This window comes from Streptomyces sp. NPDC019224, assembly GCF_040632605.1.
In the GTDB taxonomy this organism is placed as follows: domain Bacteria; phylum Actinomycetota; class Actinomycetes; order Streptomycetales; family Streptomycetaceae; genus Streptomyces.
On sequence record NZ_JBEYCF010000071.1, the window covers coordinates 1 to 22,478 of the forward strand.

General features: G+C 72.8%; 22 protein-coding genes and 1 pseudogene. 3 read left to right on the forward strand and 20 right to left on the reverse strand.

From position 1 onward, the window contains the following. Both ABZ564_RS30195 and ABZ564_RS30200 read right to left on the reverse strand, forming a co-directional pair. Positions 1-99, reverse strand: a pseudogene (locus ABZ564_RS30195) (Gfo/Idh/MocA family oxidoreductase); the annotation flags it as partial. A gap of 10 nt (positions 100-109) precedes the next feature. Then, complete coding sequence (locus tag ABZ564_RS30200) at positions 110-325, reverse strand: I78 family peptidase inhibitor (RefSeq protein WP_360862329.1); 216 nt, start codon at positions 323-325, stop codon at positions 110-112. A 629-nt stretch (positions 326-954) separates the two neighbouring features. Between ABZ564_RS30200 and ABZ564_RS30205 the strand changes: the two genes are divergently transcribed. Further along, positions 955-1,737, forward strand: coding sequence for a hypothetical protein (locus ABZ564_RS30205; RefSeq protein WP_360862331.1), 783 nt, complete (start codon positions 955-957; stop codon positions 1,735-1,737). Positions 1,738-1,889: 152 nt separating this feature from the next. Then, positions 1,890-2,240 carry a hypothetical protein gene (locus ABZ564_RS30210; protein ID WP_360862333.1) on the forward strand — a complete coding sequence of 117 codons (351 nt, stop codon included), beginning with the start codon at positions 1,890-1,892 and terminating at the stop codon, positions 2,238-2,240. A 90-nt stretch (positions 2,241-2,330) separates the two neighbouring features. Here ABZ564_RS30210 and der read toward each other — a convergent pair whose 3' ends face one another. From der to aroH, 5 genes are all read right to left on the reverse strand, one after another. Beyond that, complete coding sequence (der, locus tag ABZ564_RS30215) at positions 2,331-3,800, reverse strand: ribosome biogenesis GTPase Der (RefSeq protein ID WP_360862335.1); 1,470 nt, start codon at positions 3,798-3,800, stop codon at positions 2,331-2,333. 64 nt (positions 3,801-3,864) lie between these two features. Further along, positions 3,865-4,527, reverse strand: a complete 663-nt coding sequence (locus ABZ564_RS30220; protein ID WP_360862337.1) for a lysophospholipid acyltransferase family protein — start codon at positions 4,525-4,527, stop codon at positions 3,865-3,867. Beyond that, positions 4,524-5,240: a (d)CMP kinase gene (gene cmk / locus ABZ564_RS30225; RefSeq protein ID WP_360862338.1), complete on the reverse strand. Its 717-nt coding sequence runs from the start codon at positions 5,238-5,240 to the stop codon at positions 4,524-4,526. Before cmk ends, ABZ564_RS30220 begins: the two co-directional genes overlap by 4 nt. 125 nt (positions 5,241-5,365) lie before the next feature. Beyond that, positions 5,366-6,451: a prephenate dehydrogenase gene (locus ABZ564_RS30230; RefSeq protein WP_360862340.1), complete on the reverse strand. Its 1,086-nt coding sequence runs from the start codon at positions 6,449-6,451 to the stop codon at positions 5,366-5,368. Then, complete coding sequence (gene aroH / locus ABZ564_RS30235) at positions 6,448-6,810, reverse strand: chorismate mutase (RefSeq protein ID WP_360862341.1); 363 nt, start codon at positions 6,808-6,810, stop codon at positions 6,448-6,450. Before aroH ends, ABZ564_RS30230 begins: the two co-directional genes overlap by 4 nt. A 128-nt stretch (positions 6,811-6,938) precedes the next feature. Here aroH and ABZ564_RS30240 point away from each other — a divergent pair, with 128 nt between their 5' ends. Beyond that, on the forward strand, positions 6,939-7,631 hold the full coding sequence (locus ABZ564_RS30240) for a nucleotidyltransferase domain-containing protein (protein WP_360862343.1): 693 nt from the start codon (positions 6,939-6,941) through the stop codon (positions 7,629-7,631). 23 nt (positions 7,632-7,654) lie between these two features. Here ABZ564_RS30240 and ABZ564_RS30245 read toward each other — a convergent pair whose 3' ends face one another. The 13 genes from ABZ564_RS30245 to ABZ564_RS30305 form a co-directional block, all read right to left on the reverse strand. Continuing rightward, positions 7,655-8,671 (reverse strand): ADP-ribosylglycohydrolase family protein, encoded by a 1,017-nt coding sequence (locus ABZ564_RS30245; RefSeq protein WP_360862345.1) that lies wholly within the window; start codon positions 8,669-8,671, stop codon positions 7,655-7,657. After that, entirely contained in the window at positions 8,668-9,399 is a 732-nt protein-coding gene (locus tag ABZ564_RS30250) for an NUDIX domain-containing protein (protein ID WP_360862346.1), read from the reverse strand. The genes ABZ564_RS30245 and ABZ564_RS30250 overlap by 4 nt, the downstream gene beginning before the upstream one ends. Continuing rightward, positions 9,396-10,475, reverse strand: a complete 1,080-nt coding sequence (locus ABZ564_RS30255; RefSeq protein WP_360862348.1) for an AAA family ATPase — start codon at positions 10,473-10,475, stop codon at positions 9,396-9,398. The genes ABZ564_RS30250 and ABZ564_RS30255 overlap by 4 nt, the downstream gene beginning before the upstream one ends. Beyond that, on the reverse strand, positions 10,472-11,125 hold the full coding sequence (gene pnuC / locus ABZ564_RS30260) for a nicotinamide riboside transporter PnuC (RefSeq protein WP_360862350.1): 654 nt from the start codon (positions 11,123-11,125) through the stop codon (positions 10,472-10,474). Before pnuC ends, ABZ564_RS30255 begins: the two co-directional genes overlap by 4 nt. A 128-nt stretch (positions 11,126-11,253) precedes the next feature. After that, a complete protein-coding gene (locus tag ABZ564_RS30265) occupies positions 11,254-12,405 on the reverse strand; it encodes a pseudouridine synthase (protein ID WP_360862352.1) in 1,152 nt (383 codons plus the stop codon). Continuing rightward, entirely contained in the window at positions 12,405-13,052 is a 648-nt protein-coding gene (scpB, locus tag ABZ564_RS30270; RefSeq protein ID WP_360862354.1) for an SMC-Scp complex subunit ScpB, read from the reverse strand. The genes ABZ564_RS30265 and scpB overlap by 1 nt, the downstream gene beginning before the upstream one ends. Beyond that, positions 13,049-14,047 carry a ScpA family protein gene (locus tag ABZ564_RS30275; protein WP_360862356.1) on the reverse strand — a complete coding sequence of 333 codons (999 nt, stop codon included), beginning with the start codon at positions 14,045-14,047 and terminating at the stop codon, positions 13,049-13,051. The genes scpB and ABZ564_RS30275 overlap by 4 nt, the downstream gene beginning before the upstream one ends. A 113-nt stretch (positions 14,048-14,160) precedes the next feature. Beyond that, the gene (locus tag ABZ564_RS30280) at positions 14,161-14,751 is read right to left on the reverse strand and encodes a hypothetical protein (RefSeq protein ID WP_360862371.1); all 591 of its coding nucleotides are present in this window, start codon (positions 14,749-14,751) and stop codon (positions 14,161-14,163) included. Beyond that, complete coding sequence (locus tag ABZ564_RS30285) at positions 14,748-15,866, reverse strand: ParA family protein (RefSeq protein ID WP_360862358.1); 1,119 nt, start codon at positions 15,864-15,866, stop codon at positions 14,748-14,750. The genes ABZ564_RS30280 and ABZ564_RS30285 overlap by 4 nt, the downstream gene beginning before the upstream one ends. Positions 15,867-16,266: 400 nt before the next feature. Continuing rightward, complete coding sequence (ald, locus tag ABZ564_RS30290) at positions 16,267-17,382, reverse strand: alanine dehydrogenase (protein ID WP_360862373.1); 1,116 nt, start codon at positions 17,380-17,382, stop codon at positions 16,267-16,269. Positions 17,383-17,554: 172 nt separating this feature from the next. Continuing rightward, positions 17,555-19,588 (reverse strand): tetratricopeptide repeat protein, encoded by a 2,034-nt coding sequence (locus tag ABZ564_RS30295; protein ID WP_360862359.1) that lies wholly within the window; start codon positions 19,586-19,588, stop codon positions 17,555-17,557. 206 nt (positions 19,589-19,794) lie between these two features. Further along, positions 19,795-20,421, reverse strand: a complete 627-nt coding sequence (locus tag ABZ564_RS30300; RefSeq protein ID WP_360862361.1) for an NUDIX hydrolase — start codon at positions 20,419-20,421, stop codon at positions 19,795-19,797. Between the two features lie 89 nt (positions 20,422-20,510). Then, positions 20,511-22,184: a CTP synthase gene (locus ABZ564_RS30305; RefSeq protein WP_360862363.1), complete on the reverse strand. Its 1,674-nt coding sequence runs from the start codon at positions 22,182-22,184 to the stop codon at positions 20,511-20,513. Positions 22,185-22,478 lie beyond the last annotated feature (294 nt).

Sequence of the window (22,478 nt, forward strand, 5' to 3'; positions counted from 1 at the left end):
CAGCGTGAACGCCTTCTCGCACAGCACGTGCTTCCCGGCCTCCAGCGCCAGCGCGGCGGCCTCCCGGTGCGCGGAGTGCGGCGTGGCCACGTACAGGAGTCAGGGCCGCTCAACCGGTCCAGCAGCGCCTGACGACACCGCCGTCGACCTCGAAGTTGATCCGGCCGGCCTGGAACTCCATGGTGATGATCGTGCCCGGCGCGAGGGCCCGCACGGTGGTCCAGCCGTGCTCCCGGGCCCGCTGTTCGGCGGTCTCGGCGGTGAGCCCCACATACGCGCCGGTGGCGTCGCCGGGCTGGGCGGGAGGAGTCGGTATCGGTGCCATACCTCTCACCGTAGGCGCCCGGGGGCGCGGGCGGTAGCCGGGACCGCGCACGGGCGCATCGCATCCTCACGTCCCTCACCGGTCACGCTTGTGTCACAGGACCACGACACATGACCCCTCGGCCCCCTTCACCCGAACGCGCGATTCACAACCGGACGCACAGTAATCGCACAGGCTCGCAGACGATCACCGGACCGGGCCGCGGAAGGCGGGAAAAGGGGAGCGATTCCCTCTCGCGACGAGGCCGAATTCCCGGCCGGAAAACGTTCCACGAAGAGTGGCTTGGCCGATAATTCACCCTCCCTTATCGCACCCTTATCCCAAGGGCCTGGCAGGCCCGCCATCCGGCAGGCCCGCCCGCACACGGCGAACCGTATAGCGGACAACCCGCTTCCCCGCATTCCGGCCATCCGGGCTGCGCGCCGGGCTCGCCACCCCGGTACCGCCCCGGGCGCCCCGGACCCGCGCGGCCGGCTCCCTCCCCCTCCGCCGGCCGGTCCCCCACCGTACTCGCGCGCCCCCGGCCCCGATTCCGTACGGCTTCCCGCGTGACCCCGGCAGCGGCTCGCCCGTTGTCATCACTGAGCCGGGAAGCGCCCGGCGCACGTACCGAGTTCGAGGAGCCACCCGTGCCGCGCATGCTCGACGTCAGCGAGGACGTACGCGCCGAGATCGGCGACGCCGAAGCCGACCGGCTGCTCGTCGGCGACAACGCCCCGGGCAGTTACGACTGCACCTCCTGCCGCACCCCCGGCGACTCCGAGCAGGAGCGCACCAGCACCGTACTGTTCGTCGGCGACGAGACCGCCGTGCTCGCCTTCGCGCACGCCAGCTGCATCCCCTCGCAGGTCGTCCAGGTCGCCGAGGAGCAGCTCCAGGGCGCCGTCCGCAGCATCACCGGCGGCGAGCAAAGCGAACCGGAGCGGGTCGTCCCCGAACAGGCCGTCCTCGGCATCACCAGCGGCCTCGTCCTGATCGACGACGAACTGCACCCGGCCCTGGTCGTCGAGCCGACCGGCGCGATCGCCCGGCCGGGCACGGACGGCCGGGACGGCGACCAGTTCCTCCAGCTGCTCCTGGAGCAGGGCTTCCAGCCGGTCCACCGCATGGAGCAGGTGCCCGGCGTGCTGCACGGCTGGTCGATCCTGCTCGCCATGGGACAGCTGCACGCCGTGCTCCAGCCGGGTACGGGGGGCGGCTCCCCGGTCGCCTGGTGGCAGGCGCACGCGCCGCTCCAGGTCACCGAGGGCTGGCGCACCGCTGCCAACAAGTCGCAGACCGTGCTGGTCTACGCCGCCCCGGCGGGCTCCATCGGCCAGCAGCCCCGCGAGGACCTGCTGCGCGACGCGCTGGAGAAGGCGTCGGCCCAGGGGCTGCTGGTCGCCGCCGCCATGCCGCTGGCCGGGACCTGACCGTGGACCCGCAGCCGGCGCACCGACGGCGGACGGTCGTCTCTCCGACGGGTATTTCTGCGGCGGGCCCGCATCCGACGGCCGACGGGGTCGTTGGCACCTACGTGCACTCATACGACCCCTCCCACCAGCGTCCGAGGCCGATCCCTGCCATGCGTCCCTCACAGGCCCCCTCGGGCGGCCCGTCCCCCACGCCGATCTACGACGCGCTGTACTCCGAGTACCGTCGCTCGTCCCGGGCACTGCCGGGTGACCGGACCGGCGAGGAGAGTCTGGGCCTCCAGGCCCTCGGCGCCGGCCTCTTCGGCTCGCGTGCCCCGCTGCGCGGCCACTCGGGCCACTCCTCGCCCGGCGGCGCTGCCACGGCCGGGGCGACGGCCACGACGGGCGACCGCACCGGCACCGGCCCGCGCGCCGGGGGCCTCGGCGGCTGGCAGCGGGTGGGCCGCCACGCGGGGCGGAACCTGCCCGCGGCCCTGCCGCCCGGCTCGCGGGACGCCTGACCTCTGGTACGACGCAGCCCCGGACCGCTCGGTGATCGAGCGGTCCGGGGCTGCGTCGTGTCCCGCGCCCCGAAGGCGCGGCAAGGAGCCCTACTTCTGGCGGCCGCGCTTCTCGCGGACCCGCACCGAGATGTGGATCGGGGTGCCCTCGAAACCGAACTCCTCGCGCAGCCGGCGCTCGACGAAGCGCCGGTAGCCGTGCTCCAGGAAGCCCGAGGCGAAGAGGACGAAGCGCGGCGGCTTGGTGCCCGCCTGGGTGCCGAAGAGGATGCGGGGCTGCTTGCCGCCGCGGACCGGGTGCGGGTGGGCGGCGACGATCTCGCCGAGGAACGCGTTCAGCCGGCCGGTCGGGACGCGGGTCTCCCAGCCCTCGATCGCGGTCTCGATCGCCGGGACCAGCTTCTCCATGTGGCGGCCGGTGCGGGCCGAGACGTTGACCCGGGGGGCCCACTCGACCTGTGCGAGCTCCGTCTCGATCTCGCGCTCCAGGTAGTAGCGGCGCTCCTCGTCGAGCGTGTCCCACTTGTTGAACGCGAGCACGACGGCGCGGCCCGCCTCCACGGCCATGGTCACGATGCGCTGGTCCTGGACGCTGATCGTCTCGCTGGAGTCGATGAGGATGACCGCGACCTCGGCCTTCTCCAGGGCGGCGGCGGTACGCAGCGAGGCGTAGTAGTCCGCGCCCTCCTGGAGGTGGACGCGGCGGCGGATGCCGGCCGTGTCGATGAACTTCCAGGTGACGCCGCCCAGCTCGATCAGCTCGTCGACCGGGTCACGGGTGGTGCCGGCCAGCTCGTTGACGACGACGCGGTCCTCGTTCGCCACCTTGTTCAGCAGCGAGGACTTGCCGACGTTCGGGCGGCCGATGAGCGCGATGCGGCGCGGTCCGCCGGAGGCGGAGCCGAAGGACTGCGGCGGGGCCTCGGGCAGGGCCTCCAGGACGGCGTCCAGCATGTCGCCGGTGCCGCGGCCGTGCAGCGAGGAGACCGGGTGCGGCTGGCCGAGACCGAGCGACCACAGGGCGGTGGCGTCCGCCTCGCCGCTCTGGCCGTCGACCTTGTTGGCGCAGAGCACGACGGGCTTGCCGGCCCGGCGCAGCAGCTTGACGACGGCCTCGTCGGTGTCGGTGGCGCCGACGGTGGAGTCCACCACGAAGACGACCGCGTCGGCCGTCTCGATCGCGTACTCCGCCTGAGCGGCGACGGAGGCGTCCAGGCCGAGGACGTCCTGCTCCCAGCCGCCGGTGTCGACGACCTTGAAGCGGCGGCCCGCCCACTCGGCCTCGTAGGTGACGCGGTCGCGGGTGACGCCCGGCTTGTCCTGGACGACGGCCTCGCGTCGGCCGATGATCCGGTTCACCAGGGTCGACTTGCCGACGTTGGGGCGGCCGACGACGGCGAGGACGGGGAGCGGTCCGTGACCGGCCTCACCGAGCGCGCCCTCGACCTCCTCGGGGTCGAACCCCTCCTGCGCGGCGAGCTCCATGAACTCCGCGTACTCGGCATCGCCAAGCTCTCCGTGCTCGTGGTCCGAGCCGCCGGAGTGAATCTGGTCGTTCATGAAGTCCGTTCCTCTTTGCATCATCATCGATGGACCACGCCGCGCGCGGTCCACTACTCACGTCTTACCCGGTGCGCCCGGTGAGGCGCCCGGCGTGCTCCAGGTGGCCGGTCAGCCGGGCCTGGATGCGCAGCGTGGCCTCGTCGAGCGCCTTGCGCGTACGCCTGCCGCCCTTCTCGCCGGCTTCGAAGGCTTCTCCGAAGACGACGTCCACGCGACTGCGCAGCGGCGGCAGTGCCGTTATCAACCGTCCGCGGCGCTCGGTGCTTCCCAGGACGGCCACGGGGACGATCGGCGCACCGCTGCGGACCGCGAAGTACGCGAGTCCGGCGCGCAGCGAGGCGAAGTCTCCGTCGCCCCTGGTGCCCTCGGGGAATATCCCGAGCACCCCGCCGTCCTCCAGCACGCCGAGCGCGCGGGTGACGGCGGTGCGGTCGGCGACCGTACGGTCCACCTCGAGCTGGCCGATTCCGCGCAGGAACGGGTCCAGGGGACCGACGAACGCCTCTTTCTTGATCAGGAAGTGGACGGGCCTGGGCGCGGTGCCCATCAGCATCGGCCCGTCGATGTTGTGCGAGTGGTTCACCGCGAGTATGACGGGTCCGGAGGCGGGAACCCGCCAGGCGCCGAGGACGCGGGGCTTGAAGAGCCCGTACATCAGCCCGATCCCGATGCCGCGCCCGACCGCCGCGCCACGCGGCGAGGGCACGCTCGTGGCGTCGGTCACTTCGCGGCCCGCTTCTCCCCGACGAGGGTGACGACGCACTCGATGACCTGCTGGAGCGTCAGCTCGGTGGTGTCCACCTCGACCGCGTCGTCCGCCTTGGCGAGCGGCGAGGTCTTGCGGCCGGAGTCCGCGGCGTCCCGCTTGATCAGCGCCTCCTTGGTGGCGGCGAGATCGGAGCCCTTGACCTCGCCGCTGCGGCGGGCGGCACGGGCCTCCGGCGACGCGGTGAGGAAGATCTTGAGGTCGGCGTCGGGCAGCACGGTGGTGCCGATGTCGCGGCCCTCGACCACGATGCCCTTCTCCGCGCTCGCGGCGATGGTGCGCTGGAGCTCGGTGATCAGGGCGCGCACCTCGGGGACGGCGCTGACGGCGCTGACCTTGGAGGTGACCTCCTGGGTGCGGATCGGGCCGGAGGCGTCCTCGCCGTCGACGGTGATCGTCGGGGCGGCGGGGTCGGTGCCGGAGACGATGACCGGCTTGGTGGCGGCGGTCGCGACCTGGGCGGCGTCCTGCACGTCGATGCCGTTGTTCAGCATCCACCAGGTGATGGCGCGGTACTGGGCGCCGGTGTCCAGGTAGCTCAGGCCGAGCTGGGCGGCGACGGCCTTGGAGGTGCTGGACTTGCCGGTACCGGAGGGGCCGTCGATGGCGACGATCACTGCGGCCGGGGCGGTCCGGACGGCGGCGCTTACGGTTTCCACGGTGGTGGACACCTTCCTGGTGCTCGGGGCGGGCTGGACGGGACGCGTGAACCCGCCCCGGACAAGGTTACCGAGTGCCGGGACGGGTCCGACCACCCCTGTGGACAAGTGTGCGACCGGCGGCCGGCGCCACCGGCCTACGGGCGGATCGACCAGCCCCGCTCACGGAGGGCGGCGGCCAGGGCCGGGGCGGCGCTGGGTTCGACCATGAGCTGGACGAGCCCGGACTGCTGGCCGGTGGCGTGCTCGATGCGCACGTCCTCGATGTTGATCCCGGACCGGCCCGCGTCGGCGAAGATCCCCGCCAGCTCGCCGGGCCGGTCGCTGATGAGGACGGCCACGACGTCGTACGAGGCCGGGGCGGCGCCGTGCTTGCCGGGCACCCGGACCCGGCCCGCGTTGCCACGGCTCAGGACGGACCGGATGCCCTCGGTGCCCGCGCGCCGCTTGTCCTCGTCGGCGGACTGGAGCCCGCGCAGCGCGGTCACGGTCTCCTCCAGGTCGGCGGCGACGCCGGCGAGGACGTCGGCGACCGGGCCCGGGTTGGCGGCCAGGATCTCCACCCACATCCGCGGGTCGGAGGCCGCGATCCTGGTGACGTCCCTGATCCCCTGCCCGCACAGGCGCACCGCGGTCTCGTCGGCGTCCTCCAGCCGGGCGGCGACCATCGACGAGATCAGCTGCGGGGTGTGGGAGACGAGGGCGACGGCCCGGTCGTGGGCGTCGGCGTCCATGACGACCGGCACGGCGCGGCACAGCGCGACCAGTTCGAGCGCCAGGTTCAGCACCTCGGTGTCGGTGTCCCGGGTCGGGGTGAGGACCCAGGGCCGCCCCTCGAAGAGGTCGGCGGTGGCGGCGAGCGGCCCGGAGCGCTCCTTGCCGGCCATGGGGTGCGTGCCGATGTACGGGGTGAGGTCGGCCCCCAGCGCCTCCAGCTCGCGGCGCGGGCCGCCCTTCACGCTGGCGACGTCGAGGTAGCCGCGGGCGACGCCGTCCCGCATGGCGGCGGCGAGCACGGTCGCGGTGTGGGCGGGCGGTACGGCGACGACCGCCAGGTCGACGCGGCCCTCGGGCGGCTCGTTCGTACCGGCGCCGAGCGCGGCGGCGGTCCTGGCCGATTCGGGGTCGTGGTCGACGAGGTGGACGGTGATGCCGCGGCTCGCGAGGGCGAGGGCCGCGGAGGTGCCGACGAGGCCGGTACCGATGACGACGGCGGTTCTCACTGGGCGATGTCCTTGCGCAGGGCGGCGGTGGCGCCGAGGTAGACGTGGTTGATCTCGGCCTTGGACAGATACGTCTCGACGTGCGCGAGGATGCGGACGACCCGGGGCATGGCGCCCTCGATGTCCAGTTCCTGGGCGCAGATCAGCGGTACGTCGACGATCCCGATGCCGCGTGCGGCGGCGGCCGGGAAGTCGCTGTGCAGGTCGGGGGTGGCCGTGAACCAGATGCTGATCAGGTCGTCCGCGACGAGGTCGTTCCGCTCCAGGATGGCGGTGAGCAGGGCGCTGACCTGCTCGTCCATGTGCCCGGCCTCGTCCCGCTCCAGCTGGACGGCTCCACGGACCGCTCGTACCGCCACGTCATGCTCCTTGCTCGTCCGTACCGCTTCGTGCGTGTGCGATCAGCGTAGAGGGACGGCGGGGTCCCGCGCCCGCCCGCCCTTTTTATGAGACGCGCCCGCCACCGCCCCTCGCGTACCCTCCCCGCATGATCGCTCCCACCGACGAGGACCTGGTGCGCCACCACACGGTCTACTCCTGTGTGATGGGGTCGCGCGCCTTCGGTCTCGCCACCGAGACCAGCGACACCGACCGGCGGGGCGTTTTCCTGGCACCGACCCCGCTGTTCTGGCGCTTCGAGAAGCCGCCCACACACATCGAGGGCCCGGCCGAGGAGCAGTTCTCCTGGGAGCTGGAACGCTTCTGCGAGCTGGCCCTGCGCGCCAACCCGAACGTGCTGGAGTGCCTGCACTCGCCCTTGGTCGACCACGTCGACACCACCGGCCGGGAGCTGCTCTCGCTGCGTGGCGCCTTCCTCTCCCGCCGGGCCCACGACTCGTTCGTACGCTACGCCCTGGCCCAGCGCCGGAAACTGGAGGCGGACGTCCGCCAGCACGGCGCCCCGCGCTGGAAGCACGCCATGCACCTGCTGCGCCTGCTGACCAGCTGCCGGGAGCTCCTGCGCACCGGCGAACTGACGATCGAGGTGGGCGAGGCGCGCGAGGACCTGCTCGCGGTCAAGCGCGGCGAGGTCCCCTGGCCGGAGGTCGAACGCCGCATGTCCCGCCTCGCCGCCGGGAACGACGAGGCGGCCACGGCCTCACCCCTGCCGGCCGAGCCGGACCGGGCGCGCGTCGAGGACTTCCTGATCCGCACCCGCCGGGCGTCGGCGTCGGGCTGAGGGCCGACGCCGGCGGGCCCGGCTCACGCGTCCCAGAGCGCCGCGAGCGACAGCAGGTCGCTCCGGTACTCGATCCGCTCCGACCACGCGGCGGGCCAGGCCGCGGCGCCCAGGTGGGCACCGGCCAGCGCGCCGGTCAGGCAGGCGATCGAGTCGGAGTCGCCGCGGGTGCAGGCGGCCCGGCGCAGGGCGGTGACGGGTTCGTCCGGGAAGAGCAGGAAGCAGTGCAGGGCGGTGGCGAGGGCCTCCTCGGCGATCCAGCCGTCCCCGGTCCGCTCGCACGGGTCGGTCTCCGGGGAGGGGGTGCGCAGGGCGTCCTGGACGGTCTCCAGCGCGGCCAGGCACTCGTCCCACCCCCGGCTGATGAACGCCTCGGGCGAGGCGTCGTGCGTGTGGCGCCACAGGTCGCCGAGCCACCGGGTGAGGTAGCGGTCGCGGTTCTCGTACGCGTAGGAGCGCAGCCGGCCGATCAGGCCGAGGGGTTCGGCACCCTGGGCGAGCAGGTACACCGCGCGGGCCATCAGGTCGGAGGCGGCCAGGGCCGTCGGGTGGCCGTGGGTGAGGGCGGACTGGAGTTGGGCCGCCCCGGCGCGCTGTTCGTCGCTGAGGCCGGGCACCAGGCCGACGGGCGCCACGCGCATGTTGGCGCCGCAGCCCTTGGAGCCGGTGCGGCTCGCCTCCTGCCAGACGCGGTCGCCGTCGAGGAGTTCGCAGGCCTCCAGGCAGGTGCGGCCGGGGGCGCGGTTGTTGTCGGGCGAGTGGTACCAGGCGACGAACTCGGCACGCACCGGGCCCGCCATCCGCTCGGGGGCGAGCGGTCCGCCGTCCATGGCGGTGCGGATGCCCCGGCCCAGGGCCAGGGTCATCTGGGTGTCGTCGGTGACGAAGGCGGGCGCCGGCAGCTCCATCTCCCGCCAGGGACCGCACTGGGCGAGGATCGACGGCACGTCGTCGAACTCGGTGGGGAAGCCCAGCGCGTCGCCGAGCGCGAGGCCGGTCAGCGCGCTGGTCGCGGCGCCCTTCGTACGGATCGTGGTCATGCCTGCCGTCCTTCCGGTCGCAGCAGCGGGGGGTGAAGTGCGGTGGCGTCGCCCGCCCGGTAGAGGGCGGCGGGTTTGCCGCGGCCGCCGGTGCGGCGCGGGGCGCCCTCCACCGGCTGGACGAAGCCCGGCGTCGCGAGGACCTTGCGGCGGAAGTTGGGGCGGTCGAGCTCGACGCCCCAGACCGTCTCGTAGACCTGTTGCAGCTCGCCCAGGGTGAAGTGCGGCGGGCAGAACGCGGTGGCCAGGCAGGTGTACTCCAGCTTGGCGCCGACGCGGTCGCGGGCGTCCGCGAGGATGCGGTCGTGATCGAAGGCGAGGGTGCCGGTCCGGGCGGCGTCCCACCACCGGGCGCCCGCCGCGTCACCGCCGCCGCGCGGTTCGGGCAGGTCCGGGACGAGGGCGGTGTGGGCGACGGAGACGACGCGCATCCGTGGGTCGCGGTCCGGGTCGCTGTAGGTGCGCAGCTGTTCCAGGTGGAGGCCCGAGACGGTGTCGTCGCCCAGCCCGGTCTCCTCGGCCAGTTCGCGGCGGGCGGCCGCCCCGGCGGACTCGCGGGGCAGCAGGAAACCGCCCGGCAGCGCCCAGTGGCCCTTGTACGGTTCCTCGCCGCGTTCGACGAGCAGGACGTGCAGCCGGGAGCCGCGGACCGTGAACACGGCCAGATCGACGGTGACCGCGAACGGCTCGAAGGCGCGCGGGTCGTAGCCCTCGGGGGCGGCGCTCATCGGTGCTCCGGGAGGGGCGCGGCGAAGTCCCAGCCCTCGGCGAGCAGCGCGTCGACGGCCTCCACCGCGCGGGCGAGGCGCGCCTCGCGGCTGCCGGTCAGTTCGATGAACGGCCTGCCGGTACGGGTGAGTTCGGCCCGGAACCGGTCGGTCATCCAGGGTCGCAGCTCCTCGCCGTCGCGCAGCCCGTCGTCCTCGAAGTCGACGCCCCGGTGGTCGGTGAGCAGCCACAGGTGGTGGCGGGCCCTGTCCGCGATCCGCTCGACGAGGGGGTTGCGGCCGCCGACGTACCGCTCGTGCCAGACGGTGGTGGCGAAGGAGTCCGTGTCGCAGACGAGCACCGGGGAGCCGGTGCGGGCCGCCTCCTCCTCGCGGGCGTTCTGGGTCTCGGCGATGTGCGGGAAGTCGTGGGTGGAGAGGGTGACGTCCTCCCACTGGGCCCGGGGCCACCGCTCGCGCAGCTCGGCCAGCTTCCGCTCGCTGAACTCGCGCCCGTACTCGGCCACGTAACCCGTGTGCGCCCAGACGCCGCCGCGCCGCCGGTAGTGGGCGGTCAGCGCGCGGGCCAGCGTGGTGGTGCCGGTGGACTCCGCGCCGAGCACGACGACGCGCCGGGCGAGGGCCGCCCGGACCGGTGCTTCGAGGAAGCCCCAGCAGCCGGCCGGGTCCGCGCGGACGGCGGTGCCGGAGACCGGGTACGCGGTGCGGTCCGGGTCGACGCAGACGGACTCGGCGCCGAAGCGGCGGGCCAGTTCGTCCCCGTACGACTCCGAGGTGAAGACGGCGTCCACGCGCTCGGGCACCGCGGCGGTGAAGACGGCCATGTGGGCGTCCCAGATCGCCGGGTCGTGCAGGTCCATGCGGGTGTCGTCGACGGCGCCGGCCACCGTCACGTCCGGGTGCGCCTGGCGCATCCAGTCGACCCGGTCGGCGAGCGGCACGGACTCCACGGACGCGGCGCAGACCAGGACGGTCAGCCGTTCGCAGCGGGCGGCGGCGGTGCGGACGAGGTGGTGGTGGCCGGCGTGCGGCGGGTAGAACTTGCCGAGCACGAGTCCGTGCGGGTAGCGCTTCATGCCAGGGCCTTCGCGGGTCGCGGGTCGGCTGCGGTGAGGTCGCGGCGCCAGTTGCGCAGCCCGGTCAGGCACAGCGTCAGGAAGCCGACGTACAGCAGCGAGGTGAGGTACAGCTCCTTGTACGCGTACAGCGGGATGTAGACGATGTCGGCGGCGATCCACAGCCACCAGGACTCGACGAGCTTGCGGCACTGCCCGTAGGTCGCCGCGAGCGACAGCGCGGTGGTGAGCGCGTCCCAGAACGGCACGGTCGAGTCGGTCGCCCGGTCGAGCAGGACGGTCAGCGCGACGGCCCCCACCGCCCCCGCCGCGAGCAGCCCGGCCCACTCGGTGCGCGTCGTGCGCCGCACCGGCAGCCCGTCCGTCCCTGGTCCACCCCCGTGGGTCCAGGTCCACCAGCCGTACGCGGCGAGGGCGATGAAGACGATCTGGAGTCCGGCGTCGGCGTACAGGCCGGACTGGGCGAACAGCAGGATGAAGAAGAGGTTGTTGGCGATGCCGATCGGCCAGTTGGCGAGGTGCTGGCGGGCCACGAGCCAGACGCACAGCGCCCCGCTGCCGAAGCCCAGCACCTCGGTCCAGCTGACCGGGGTGTCCAGGACCGTCACCAGAGGTCGCTGCAGGGGTTCGAGTATGTCCGCGAGACTCACGCCCGCCTCCTTAATGGTCACTCTGACTATAAAGGCTCGGCCGGGCATGCGAAAGGCCCGCGGCCGGTTCCCCTCCGGAAAATCCGGGAGCGGGAACCGGCCGCGGGCCTTCGGGCGCCACGAGGGGGCTACAGACCGACCTCGCGCATCAGCATGCCCACCTCGGTGTTGGTGAGCCGGCGCAGCCAGCCCGACTTCTGGTCACCCAGCGCGATCGGCCCGAAGCCCGTGCGCACCAGCCGCTCGACGGGGAAGCCCGCCTCGGCCAGCATCCGGCGCACGATGTGCTTGCGGCCCTCGTGCAGGGTCACCTCGACCAGGTAGTTCTTGCCGGTGTTCTCCACGACGCGGAAGTGGTCGGCGCGGGCGTACCCGTCCTCCAGCTGGATGCCGTCCTTGAGCCGCTTGCCCAGGTCGCGCGGGAGCGGGCCCTGGATGGCCGCCAGGTACGTCTTCTTCACGCCGTACTTGGGGTGGGTGAGACGGTGGGCCAGCTCGCCGTGGTTGGTGAGCATGATGATGCCCTCGGTCTCGGTGTCGAGACGGCCCACGTGGAACAGCCGCGTCTCGCGGTTGGTGACGTAGTCGCCGAGGCACTGGCGCCCGTCCGGGTCCTCCATCGACGCGACGACACCGGCCGGCTTGTTCAGCGCGAAGAACAGGTACGACTGGGTGGCGACGGTCAGCCCGTCGACCTTGACCTCGTCCTTGTGCACGTCGACGCGCTTGCCCTGCTCGATGACGATCTCGCCGTTCACCTCGACCCTGCCCTGGTCGATCAGCTCCTCGCAGGCGCGGCGCGAGCCCATGCCGGCGCGGGCGAGGACCTTCTGCAGCCGCTCGCCCTCCTGCTCGGCGCCGGGGTGCGTCCTGGGGGTCTTGATCTCGGGCTTGTTCGCGTACCGGTCGCGGTTGCGCTGCTCGATCTTGGCGTCGAGCTCGCGCGAACGCGCCGGGGCGCCGTACGGGCCGCGCCGGGGGCCGCCCTTCGCTCCGCCCTGCGCGCTCTTCGGGCCGCCCTTGGCGCCGCCCCGGGCCGCCGCGCCGCGCCCCTTGCGGGCACCGCCGTCGCCGGCGGGCCGGTCGGAGCCCACGTCGTAGCGGCGCTCCTCGGGCCTGGGGCGGCGGGGGCGCTCTTCCTGCCGCCGGTCGTCGCGCTCGGAGCGGGGAGTGCGCGCGTTCGGGTTGCTGTTCCTGCCGGTGCCGCTGTTGTTCCTGCCGCTCCGGCCCCCGCCGCTCCTGCCGCCGCCGCTACCGCTGTTCCTGTCACTGCTTCGCATCAAAAGTCCGTCTTGTCGTCTGCGTGAGTATCCGGGGTGTCCGGTGCGTCCGGATCGAACGACGGCACACCCTCTGGCGTCTCGGCCTCGATCGCGTCCGCCTCGGGGAGGAAGGGCGCGAGCTCCGGGAGCTCATCCAGACCACGCAGGCCCATCCGCTCCAGAAAGTAGTTCGTCGTCCTGTACAGGATCGCACCTGTTTCGGGTTCCGTGCCCGCCTCCTCGACCAGGCCCCTCTGCAGCAGGGTCCGCATGACCCCGTCGCAGTTCACCCCGCGCACCGCCGAGACCCGCGACCGGCTCACCGGCTGGCGGTACGCGACCACCGCCATGGTCTCCAGCGCCGCCTGGGTCAGCCGGGCGTGCTGGCCGTCCAGGACGAAGCCCTCGACCGCCGCCGCGTACTCGGGCCGGGTGTAGAACCGCCAGCCGCCCGCGACAAGGCGCAGGTCGAAGCCGCGGCGCTGGGCGGTGTACTCGTCGGCCAGCTCCCGCAGCGCGGCCGCCACGGCCCGCCGGGGCCGCTCCACCACCTTGGCCAGGTGCTCCTCGGTGGCCGGCTCGTCGACGACCATGAGGACGGCCTCCAGCGCGGGCTTGAGGGCGAGGTCCGCGACCGCGGAGCCGGTGGGGTCCTGCTCGCTCATGGCGTCACGTCCTCCGTGGTTCCGAAAGCATCCCGGTCTTCCCGGTCCGGCCGGGCTTCCCGGTCGAACTCGTCCGTCACCGCGGGCTCGGCCCCCTCTTCCCCGGCCCAGCGCACCAGCAGCTCTCCGAGCGCCACGTCCTGGTCCAGGGCGACGGCCTTCTCCCGGTACAGCTCCAGCAGGGCGAGGAAGCGGGCCACGACGGTGAGGGTGTCCGGCGCGTCCTCGGTCAGCGCCCGGAAGCTGATCTCGCCCGCCTCGCGCACCCGGGCCACCACGATGCCCGCCTGCTCGCGCACGCTGACGAGGGGTGCGTGGATGTGGTCGACGTACACCTGCGGCGGGGGCTTCGGCTGCATCGCCTTCACGGCCAGCCGGGCGAAGCCCTCGGCACCGATGCCGATGACGACGTCCGGCAGCAGTTCGGCGAGGTGCGGTTCGAGGCCGACCGTACGGGGGAAGCGGCGGCCCTCCGATTCGAGCCGGCCGCTGAAGATCTCGGCGACGCGCTTGTACGCGCGGTACTGCAGGAGCCGCGCGAAGAGCAGGTCCCTGGCCTCCAGGAGCGCCAGGTCCGCCTCGTCCTCCACCTCGGCCGCGGGCAGCAGCCGGGCGGCCTTCAGGTCGAGGAGGGTCGCGGCGACCACCAGGAACTCGGTCGTCTGGTCCAGGTCCCAGTCCGGGCCCATCGCCCGGATGTGGGCCATGAACTCGTCGGTGACCTTCGACAGGGCGACCTCGGTCACGTCCAGCTTGTGCTTGGAGATCAGCTGGAGCAGCAGGTCGAAGGGGCCCTCGAAGTTCGCCAGCCGCACGGTGAACCGGCCGCCCTCCGGGGCGGGGGCGGCCCCGGCCGCCTCGGGGGCCGCTTCCGGTGCCTTTCGGGGCGCCTCCTCGGGCACCGGCGTCTCCGCGGGCACGGGCGCGCCCCCCGCCCCCGGCCCGCGGCCCAGGGGGCGGCGGGCGGTGCGGGCGGGCTCGTCGGTTGTCGGCATGGAGTTCCAGGGTGCGCGGGCGGGTCACGGCGGCGGGCGGCGGCCCGCACGGAAGGGGCCGGACCGGGCGGGCCGGCGTCGGTCCTCCGGGCAGGCTACCGGCGCCGTACCGGTCAGCGGCCGCGCAGCCGCCGTACGAGGATGCTCGCGTCGCCGCGCGACTCCAGGTCCGCCAGCACGACGGCGACCGCCTCGCGGACGATCCGGCCCCGGTCGACGGCGAGACCGTGCTCGCCGCGCAGGACGAGACGCGCGTGCTCCAGGTCCATCAGCTCCTCGGCGGAGACGTAGACCGTGATCTTCTCGTCGTGGCGCTCCCGTCCGCTGGGCCGCCGGTTCGCCCCGCGTCCGCCGCCGCGCCTGCGCTGCTGCTGTACGACGGGGGCCTGGGCCGGCTCCTGCGCGGCGGGCTGCTGCGGGCGGCGGGCGGCCTGGGCGGCGACCGCGACCCGGTCGCTCTCGACGGCCCGGCCGCGCGAGTCGCCCACGTCGGCGCCGGCCGCGGAGTGCTCCTGGCGCACGGGCGCGGTGCCGGGGTCCGGAGTGGTCTCCCCCGGCGCGTCGGTCCCGGCCTCGTTCTCACCGCCCGGAGCCGGCACCCGGGCCTCGCCGTTCGCCTTGCGCCTCCGTTCCGCGGGTGACGAGGCCTGCAGCCCCATTCCCCCGGTCGTACGGAACAGTTCGTCGGCCCCGGGCAGACTCACTCGGCGTGACACCGGGCGAGCACCTCCCTGGCGAGCTGGCGATAGGCGGCGGCACCGACCGAGTTGGAGGCGTACGTGGTGATGGGCTCACCGGCGACCGTGGTCTCCGGGAAGCGGACCGTACGCCCGATGACCGTGTGGTAGACGTGATCGTCGAAGGCCTCGACGACGCGCGCCAGGACCTCGCGGCTGTGCACCGTACGGGAGTCGTACATGGTGGCGAGGATGCCGTCGAGCTCCAGATCGGGGTTGAGCCGCTCCTGGACCTTCTCGATGGTCTCGGTGAGCAGCGCCACCCCGCGCAGCGCGAAGAACTCGCACTCGAGCGGGACTATCACCTTGTGCGCGGCGGTCAGCGCGTTCACCGTGAGCAGGCCGAGCGAGGGCTGGCAGTCGATCACGATGTAGTCGTAGTCGGCCATCAGCGGCTTCAGGGCGCGCTGCAGCGTGGACTCGCGGGCCACCTCGCTGACGAGCTGCACCTCGGCCGCGGAGAGGTCGATGTTGCTGGGGAGCAGGTCCATGTTGGGGACCGCGGTCTTCAGCAGGACCTCGTCGGCCGCCATGCCCCGCTCCATGAGCAGGTTGTAGACGGTGAGGTCGAGCTCCATCGGATTGACCCCGAGGCCGACCGACAGAGCGCCCTGCGGGTCGAAGTCGACGAGCAGGACGCGTCGTCCGTACTCCGCGAGCGCCGCGCCCAGGTTGATGGTCGACGTGGTCTTGCCGACGCCGCCCTTCTGGTTGCACATCGCGATGATCTTCGCGGGGCCGTGGTCGGTCAGCGGGCCCGGGATCGGGAAGTAGGGCAGGGGGCGGCCGGTCGGGCCGATCCGCTCGCGGCGCTGCCGGGCCGCGTCCGGCGCGAGCGTGGCCGCGTACTCCGGATCGGGCTCGTACTCGGCGTCGGGGTCGTAGAAGTGCCCCTGGGGCGTCTCGTCGAAGTCGGCGAGGGGGGCGGTGTCCCGGCCACTCTCGTTGCCGGCCATGGCGTTCACGTGTAGGCCGTCCATCATCTGGGGGGCTGTCGTCATGTGCTGGTGGGTGGCGAAGGTGCGGACAGCGACGGAGCCGACAGCCTCCAGCCCGTGCGGGCCCTGGCCCCGTGCAGGCATCCCTGGTTGAACACCCCCGGGAGTAATTGTCGACTCATTCACAAGTCGTCTTACCTCCTTGGACATGACCAGGAAACTTATCGATAGGTCAGCGTGGCACCATGCCGACGATTGGCGACTCTATGGCGTGTCCCCTGTCCGCAGCAACACAATCCGCCGGACCCGGCCCGTTGTGTCGGCAATCGAACGCCCCGCTGTCAAGGGCGCGCAACCCTCGGCGCACACTTTTCCCGGGTGTACGAAACGGTTAAAGGGTTACGTTCGAGACGAGTTGCCCGGGGGTGTGCGCGACCCCGGCATGCGTCCGGCCGGACCTTGACGGCAAGGTCCGGCCGGACGCACGGAGTTGACGAAGGCGGGAGGGGAGCCCTCCCGCGCCGCCCGGGCTGAGGGGCGACCGTCAGCCGATGAGCGAGTTCAGGTCGACGTGATCGAGACCGTGCGCCTCGGCCACCTCGCGGTAAACGACCTGCCCGTCATGGGTGTTGAGCCCCTTGGCGAGCGCGGCGTCACGGCGCAGCGCCTCCGCCCAGCCCCGGTTCGCCAGCTCCACGATGTAGGGCAGCGTCGCGTTGGTGAGGGCGTACGTCGAGGTGTTGGGCACCGCGCCGGGCATGTTCGCGACGCAGTAGAAGACCGAGTCGTGCACCTGGAAGGTCGGCTCGGCGTGCGTCGTCGGATGCGAGTCCTCGAAGCACCCACCCTGATCAATTGCAATGTCGACAAGTACACTTCCGGGCTTCATCTTGGCGACGAGCTCGTTGGTGACCAGCTTCGGGGCCTTGGCTCCCGGGATCAGCACGGCACCGACGACGAGGTCGGCCTCGACGACGGCCTTCTCCAGCTCGAAGGCGTTGGAGACGACGGTCTGCACCTTGGTGCCGAAGACCTTGTCCGCCTCACGGAGCTTGTTGATGTCCTTGTCGAGCAGCGTGACGTGGAAGCCGAGGCCCACGGCGATCTGGGTGGCGTTCCAGCCGGAGACACCGCCGCCGATGACGACGGCCCGGCCGGCCGCCGTACCCGGGACACCGCCCGGCAGCACGCCGCGGCCGCCGGCCGAGCGCATCAGGTGGTACGCGCCGACCTGCGGGGCCAGCCGGCCCGCGACCTCGGACATCGGGGCGAGCAGCGGCAGCGCGCGGTTCGCCGTCTCGACGGTCTCGTAGGCGATGGCAGTGGTGCCCGACTCCAGCAGGGCGTCGGTGCACTCGCGGGAGGCGGCGAGGTGCAGGTAGGTGAAGAGGGTCTGGCCCTTGCGGAGGCGGTGGTACTCCTCGGCGACCGGCTCCTTGACCTTGAGCAGCAGATCCGCGGCGGCCCAGACCTCGTCGGCGGTGGACAGGATGCGCGCACCGGCGGCGACGTACTCCTCGTCCGTGATGGAGGAGCCCGCTCCGGCGTTCCGCTCGACGACGACCTGGTGGCCGTGGCGGACGAGCTCATGCACACCGGAAGGCGTGATCGCCACGCGGAACTCGTTGTTCTTCACTTCGCGGGGGATGCCGACCTTCATGTCGATCACGGTCCTTGGCTCAGAGGATAATCCGGGCACAGCAATGCAAAAAGGGTAGATGCATCACATGTGAAGGCACCGCGAAAGGCCGCGGTAGAGCCAGTTTAATGAAGGGCTTCCCGCTGTCTAGCCTTGCAAAGCATTATTTTTACCTCGAAGCACTGCGGGTTTCTTAGGCCGTGCCCTCCTCGCCCAGCAATCTGTCCGCCGTACTCCGGTGCAGCCCCGCCGCCGCGGGATCGCCGAGGCGGTCCAGGGTGTCGGCGAGCCGGATCTCCAGCGCCGCCTGCAGCCGTACGTCCTTGGCCCGCCGCGCCCACTCCACCGCCTCCCGGCAGGTGCGCAGCGAGTCCTGCGGCCGGCCCGCGTACTCCTGGACCCGGGCCATCTCGCTGAGCGCCCGTGCCTGGGCGGCCAGGTCGCCGAGCCGGCGGTGGCCCGCCGCGGCGGCCCGCCAGTTCCGCAGCGCCTCCCCGTACCGCCCGGCGTAGGTGTGGACGGTGCCGAGCCGCCCGTAGAGGCGTACCGCGTCGGCCTGCTCGCCCTGGGTGAGGCGCTGGGCGAGCGCCCTGCCGTACCAGTCGGAGGCGCGGTGGTAGTCGCCCAGCTCCGCGTAGGCCCCGCCGACCGACTCCATGGCCCGCCCGATGGCGTACGGGTCCTTGGCGGCCCGCCCGGCGTCCAGCGCCTTCCGGTAGCGGGCCAGCGCCTCCTTCGTCCGGCCGGTCCCGGCGTCCAGATCGGCCAGGTTGAGCAGGGCCGCCGCCCGCTCGCGGGGCAGGTCCCGGCGCTCGGCGACGGCCAGCACCAGGCCGTGCAGGGTGTACAGATCGGGTGCGGCGGCCTCGGTGCCCTCGTGCGCGGCGAGCGCCCGCACCAGCGCGGCGACCAGCCGGCGTGCCAGCGTGTCGAGTTCGCCGTCCTCGACGGCGATCCGGGCGGCGGCCAGCAGGGCGGGCCTGCGGGTGCGCAGCCAGGCGGCGGCCGCCTCGGGGGTGGGGAAGCGCGACGAGCGCGGGAGCCCGTCGAGCTTGCGGCGGGACGGGGAGCCCTCGGGGTCGGTGACGGCCCGGCAGGACTGGAGCAGGCGCACGGTGCGCTCCAGCATCCGGGCGCGGGCGAGCTGGATCTCGGCGGGGCGGTCCCGGTCGTCGAGGAGGGCCCGCAGCAGCCCCGCGAGGCAGTGGGGCACCTCGTACTGCGGCTCCTCGGCGCCCTCGCGGCGCAGCAGGCCGAGCCTCACGAAGTCGTCGAGGGTGGTCCGGGCCGCCGAGACGGAGCAGCCGGCCAGCGCGGAGGCGGTGTGGGCGTCGGCGAGCCCGCCGGGGGCGAGGGAGAGCAGTCGCAGTATCCGGGCCGCGGTGGCCGGCAGCGAGTCGTGGACGAGGCGGAAGGCGCGGGTCAGCGGACGGGTGCCGGCGGGCAGTTCGGGGTCGTCCGGCAGCTCGCGCAGCTGCCGGCCGGCGTCGGCCACCGAGGCGGTCGGGCGGGCGGCGAGCCAGCCCCCGACCAGAACCAGCGCGGCGGGCTGCCCGCCGCACTCCTCGGCCAGCGTCTGGGCGGTGAGGGGGTCGACGGTGATCCTGACCTGCCCGGTGGCGCGGCCGAGGAGCTGGACGGCGGAGCCCGCGTCCAGGCCGCCGATGGTGCAGGGCCGGACGCCCGGGATGCCGGTGAGCGGGCCCTCGGAGGTGGCGACGACCAGGCAGTCCGGGTTGTCCGGGAGCAGCGGGTCGACCTGTTCGGCGTCCGGCGCGTCGTCGAGCAGGAGCAGCACCCGGCGTCCGGCCAGGGCCCCGCGGACCATCTCGGTCAGCTCGTCCGCGTCCGCGCCGGGCGGTCCGGCCAGGTCCAGCTGGCCGAGGAGGTCGCGGGCGGCGCGTTCGGTGGGGACGGGGGCGCCGCCGGTCTCGGTGAGCCGGACGCGGAGCAGCCCGTCGGGGTAGTCGCCGGTCTCCAGCAGCCGACGGGCCAGTTCGGCGGCCAGGGCGGTACGGCCGGAGCCGGGGCGCCCGGCGATCAGGAGGACCCGGGCGCGGGCGCCGCGGCGGCCGGCCATGGTGTCGAGGCCCGCGCGCTCGATGTCGTCGCGCAGTTCCTTCAGTTCGCGTTCGCGGCCGAAGAACTGGACCGGTTCGCGGACGGCGGGCCCCTCGGTACCCGCTGCCTCGGCCGGGCCGCTGGTGTCCACCGCCTGATCCGTCACGGGCCACGCTCCACTTCGCTGCACGCGTCGCCCGCCGGGAATCCGGTCAGGGCATTCGAAGCGTAGTTCAGGCGGGTGGGCGAACGAGAGGGAGCGCGACCCGGACATCCCCCGATCGGATCAGCGTCTTTTACGATCGGGAGATGCGCGGGAGTGACCGCGTGCGGGCCGCATCGGCTTTTCCCCGTACGGCTCCCGACGGGTCGTCAGGCCTCGAAGGGGCGGGCCGGCCAGGGGGCGTCGGCGGGCCGCAGCGAGTCCGCTCCGTCGCCCGCGAGGACCGCCGCGAGCGAGAGCACGCCCACCACCAGGCAGCTGTTGTGCAGGTCCCCGGCGAGGACCTTGCGCACGAGGTCCTGGAGCGGCACCCGGGCCAGCTCCATGTCGGCCTCCTCCTCGGCGACCTCGAAGCGCTCGCCGTCCGCCTCGGAGACGTCCCGGGCGAGGAAGATCCGCACGGCCTCGTCGGAGCCGCCGGGCGAGGTGTAGATGTCGGTCAGCACCCGCCAGTCCTCCGCCTTGACGTGCGCCTCCTCGTACAGCTCCCGCTGCGCGGCGTGCAGCGGGTTCTCGCCGGGCACGTCGAGCAGCCCGGCCGGGATCTCCCACAGCTTGTGGCGGACCGGGTGGCGGTACTGGCGCAGGACGAGGACGCGGCCCTCGTCGTCGAGCGCGAGCACGGCGACCGAGCCGGGGTGGACCTGGTAGTCGCGGTGCGCGACCGTACCGTCGGGCATCTCGACGTCATCGGCGCGCACGCTGGTCTTCTTGCCCCGGAACGGGGTCGCGCTCGCGGTGACCGGCCATTCCTCGGGCGTGTCCTGGAAACCCATCTGCGTCCTCCCACGAAAACAGTGACCGGGGCCCGCGTCCCTGCTCGGACGCGCGCCCCGGTCAACCGTAACGCCTGCGGACGTGCCGCTTACTTGCCCTGTGCGCCCTCGGCCGCGGCGCCCGTCCTGCGGGCGACGGCCGCCTTCACCAGGCCGGCGAAGAGCGGGTGCGGGCGGGTCGGGCGGGAGCGCAGCTCCGGGTGCGCCTGGGTGGCGACCAGGTACGGGTGCACCTCGCGCGGGTACTCGACGTACTCGACGAGCTTGTTGTCCGGGGAGGTGCCGGAGAAGACCAGTCCGGCCTTCTTCTCCAGCTCGGCGCGGTAGGCGTTGTTGACCTCGTAGCGGTGGCGGTGACGCTCCTCCACGTACGGCTGGTCGTCGTACGCCTCGCGCACCAGCGAGCCCTCGGCGAGCTTCGCCGGGTACAGCCCGAGCCGCATGGTGCCGCCCAGGTCGCCCGCGCCCTCGACGTACGCGAGCTGCTCCTCCATCGTCGAGATGACGGGGTGCGAGGTGGCGGCGTCGAACTCGGTGGAGTTGGCGTCGGGGATCTCGGCGAGGTTGCGCGCCGCCTCGATCACGATGCACTGGAGACCCAGGCAGAGGCCGAGCAGCGGCACCTTGTTCTCACGGGCGTACTGGATCGCGCCGACCTTGCCGATCACGCCGCGCTCGCCGAAGCCGCCGGGGATGCAGATCGCGTCGACACCCGCGAGGGCCTTCCGCGCGCCGGCCGGGGTCTTGCAGTCGTCGGACGCGACCCACTCGACCTTGACCCGGGCCTTGTTGGCGAAGCCGCCGGCCCGGATGGCCTCGGTGACCGAGAGGTAGGCGTCGGGCAGGTCGATGTACTTGCCGACCAGGGCGACCGTGACCTCGTGGTCGGGGTTGTGGACGCGGTCCAGCAGGTCGTCCCAGGTGGTCCAGTCGACGTCGCGGAACGGCAGGTCGAGCTTGCGCACCACGTAGGCGTCCAGGCCCTCGGTGTGCAGCACCTTGGGGATGTCGTAGATCGACTTGGCGTCCACGCAGGCCACCACGGCCGCCTCGTCGACGTCGCACATCAGCGAGATCTTGCGCTTGATGGCGGTCGGCACGTCGCGGTCGGCGCGCAGCACGATGGCGTCCGGCTGGATACCGATGTTGCGCAGAGCGGCCACGGAGTGCTGGGTGGGCTTGGTCTTCAGCTCGCCGGAGGGGCCGATATAGGGCAGCAGCGAGATGTGCACGACGAAGACGTTGTCCCGGCCGACCTCGTGGCGGACCTGGCGCACGGTCTCCAGGAACGGCAGCGACTCGATGTCGCCGACGGTGCCGCCGACCTCGGTGATGACCACGTCGACGTCGTCGGTGGCCATCCGGCGGATGCGGTGCTTGATCTCGTTGGTGATGTGCGGGATGACCTGCACGGTGTCGCCGAGGTACTCGCCGCGCCGCTCCTTGGCGATGACCTGCGAGTACACCTGGCCGGTGGTGACGTTGGCCGAGCCGTCGAGGTCCACGTCGAGGAAGCGCTCGTAGTGGCCGATGTCGAGGTCCGTCTCCGCGCCGTCGTTGGTCACGAAGACCTCGCCGTGCTGGAACGGGTTCATCGTGCCCGGGTCGACGTTCAGGTACGGGTCGAGCTTCTGCATGGTGACCCGGAGACCGCGCGCCTTGAGCAGGGCACCGAGGCTGGAGGCAGTCAGACCCTTGCCGAGGGAAGAGGCGACACCCCCGGTGACGAAGATGTGCTTGGTCGTCGTGGATGTGGGCTGCATAGCCAAAGGGGGCTCCCGTGGTCGCGATCATGAGGTGCGTACCGGCTTGCCGTCCGGAGGTTTCCGGAGATGCCGTCGCTGCGGTTCGGGGGCCTCGTCCGCTCTCGCCGACGACCACCGGTCCACGGGCTACCAGGGTATCAGCGCCGGGGGGAGACTGCTTCCGGCCACCCGGCGCGCGAGTCCCGTCCGCCCCTCGCACCCCACTCGATCGGCCCAGTCCAGTTGTCAAGAGGGTCGCGCGGATCACCCGGGTGCGTCGTATCCTGCTCGGACACTCGCTCGGGCGAGGTA

Excerpts from the sequence above, each read along its gene's own strand:
- ABZ564_RS30200 (WP_360862329.1), bottom strand. The coding sequence starts at position 325 with ATGGCACCGATACCGACTCCTCCCGCCCAGCCCGGCGACGCCACCGGC.
- ABZ564_RS30210 (WP_360862333.1), top strand. The coding sequence starts at position 1,890 with ATGCGTCCCTCACAGGCCCCCTCGGGCGGCCCGTCCCCCACGCCGATC.
- der (WP_360862335.1), bottom strand. The coding sequence starts at position 3,800 with ATGAACGACCAGATTCACTCCGGCGGCTCGGACCACGAGCACGGAGAG.
- ABZ564_RS30240 (WP_360862343.1), top strand. The coding sequence starts at position 6,939 with ATGATCGCTCCCACCGACGAGGACCTGGTGCGCCACCACACGGTCTAC.
- ABZ564_RS30245 (WP_360862345.1), bottom strand. The coding sequence starts at position 8,671 with ATGACCACGATCCGTACGAAGGGCGCCGCGACCAGCGCGCTGACCGGC.
- ABZ564_RS30250 (WP_360862346.1), bottom strand. The coding sequence starts at position 9,399 with ATGAGCGCCGCCCCCGAGGGCTACGACCCGCGCGCCTTCGAGCCGTTC.
- ABZ564_RS30255 (WP_360862348.1), bottom strand. The coding sequence starts at position 10,475 with ATGAAGCGCTACCCGCACGGACTCGTGCTCGGCAAGTTCTACCCGCCG.
- ABZ564_RS30265 (WP_360862352.1), bottom strand. The coding sequence starts at position 12,405 with ATGCGAAGCAGTGACAGGAACAGCGGTAGCGGCGGCGGCAGGAGCGGC.
- scpB (WP_360862354.1), bottom strand. The coding sequence starts at position 13,052 with ATGAGCGAGCAGGACCCCACCGGCTCCGCGGTCGCGGACCTCGCCCTC.
- ABZ564_RS30275 (WP_360862356.1), bottom strand. The coding sequence starts at position 14,047 with ATGCCGACAACCGACGAGCCCGCCCGCACCGCCCGCCGCCCCCTGGGC.
- ABZ564_RS30285 (WP_360862358.1), bottom strand. The coding sequence starts at position 15,866 with ATGCCTGCACGGGGCCAGGGCCCGCACGGGCTGGAGGCTGTCGGCTCC.
- ald (WP_360862373.1), bottom strand. The coding sequence starts at position 17,382 with ATGAAGGTCGGCATCCCCCGCGAAGTGAAGAACAACGAGTTCCGCGTG.
- ABZ564_RS30300 (WP_360862361.1), bottom strand. The coding sequence starts at position 20,421 with ATGGGTTTCCAGGACACGCCCGAGGAATGGCCGGTCACCGCGAGCGCG.
- ABZ564_RS30305 (WP_360862363.1), bottom strand. The coding sequence starts at position 22,184 with ATGCAGCCCACATCCACGACGACCAAGCACATCTTCGTCACCGGGGGT.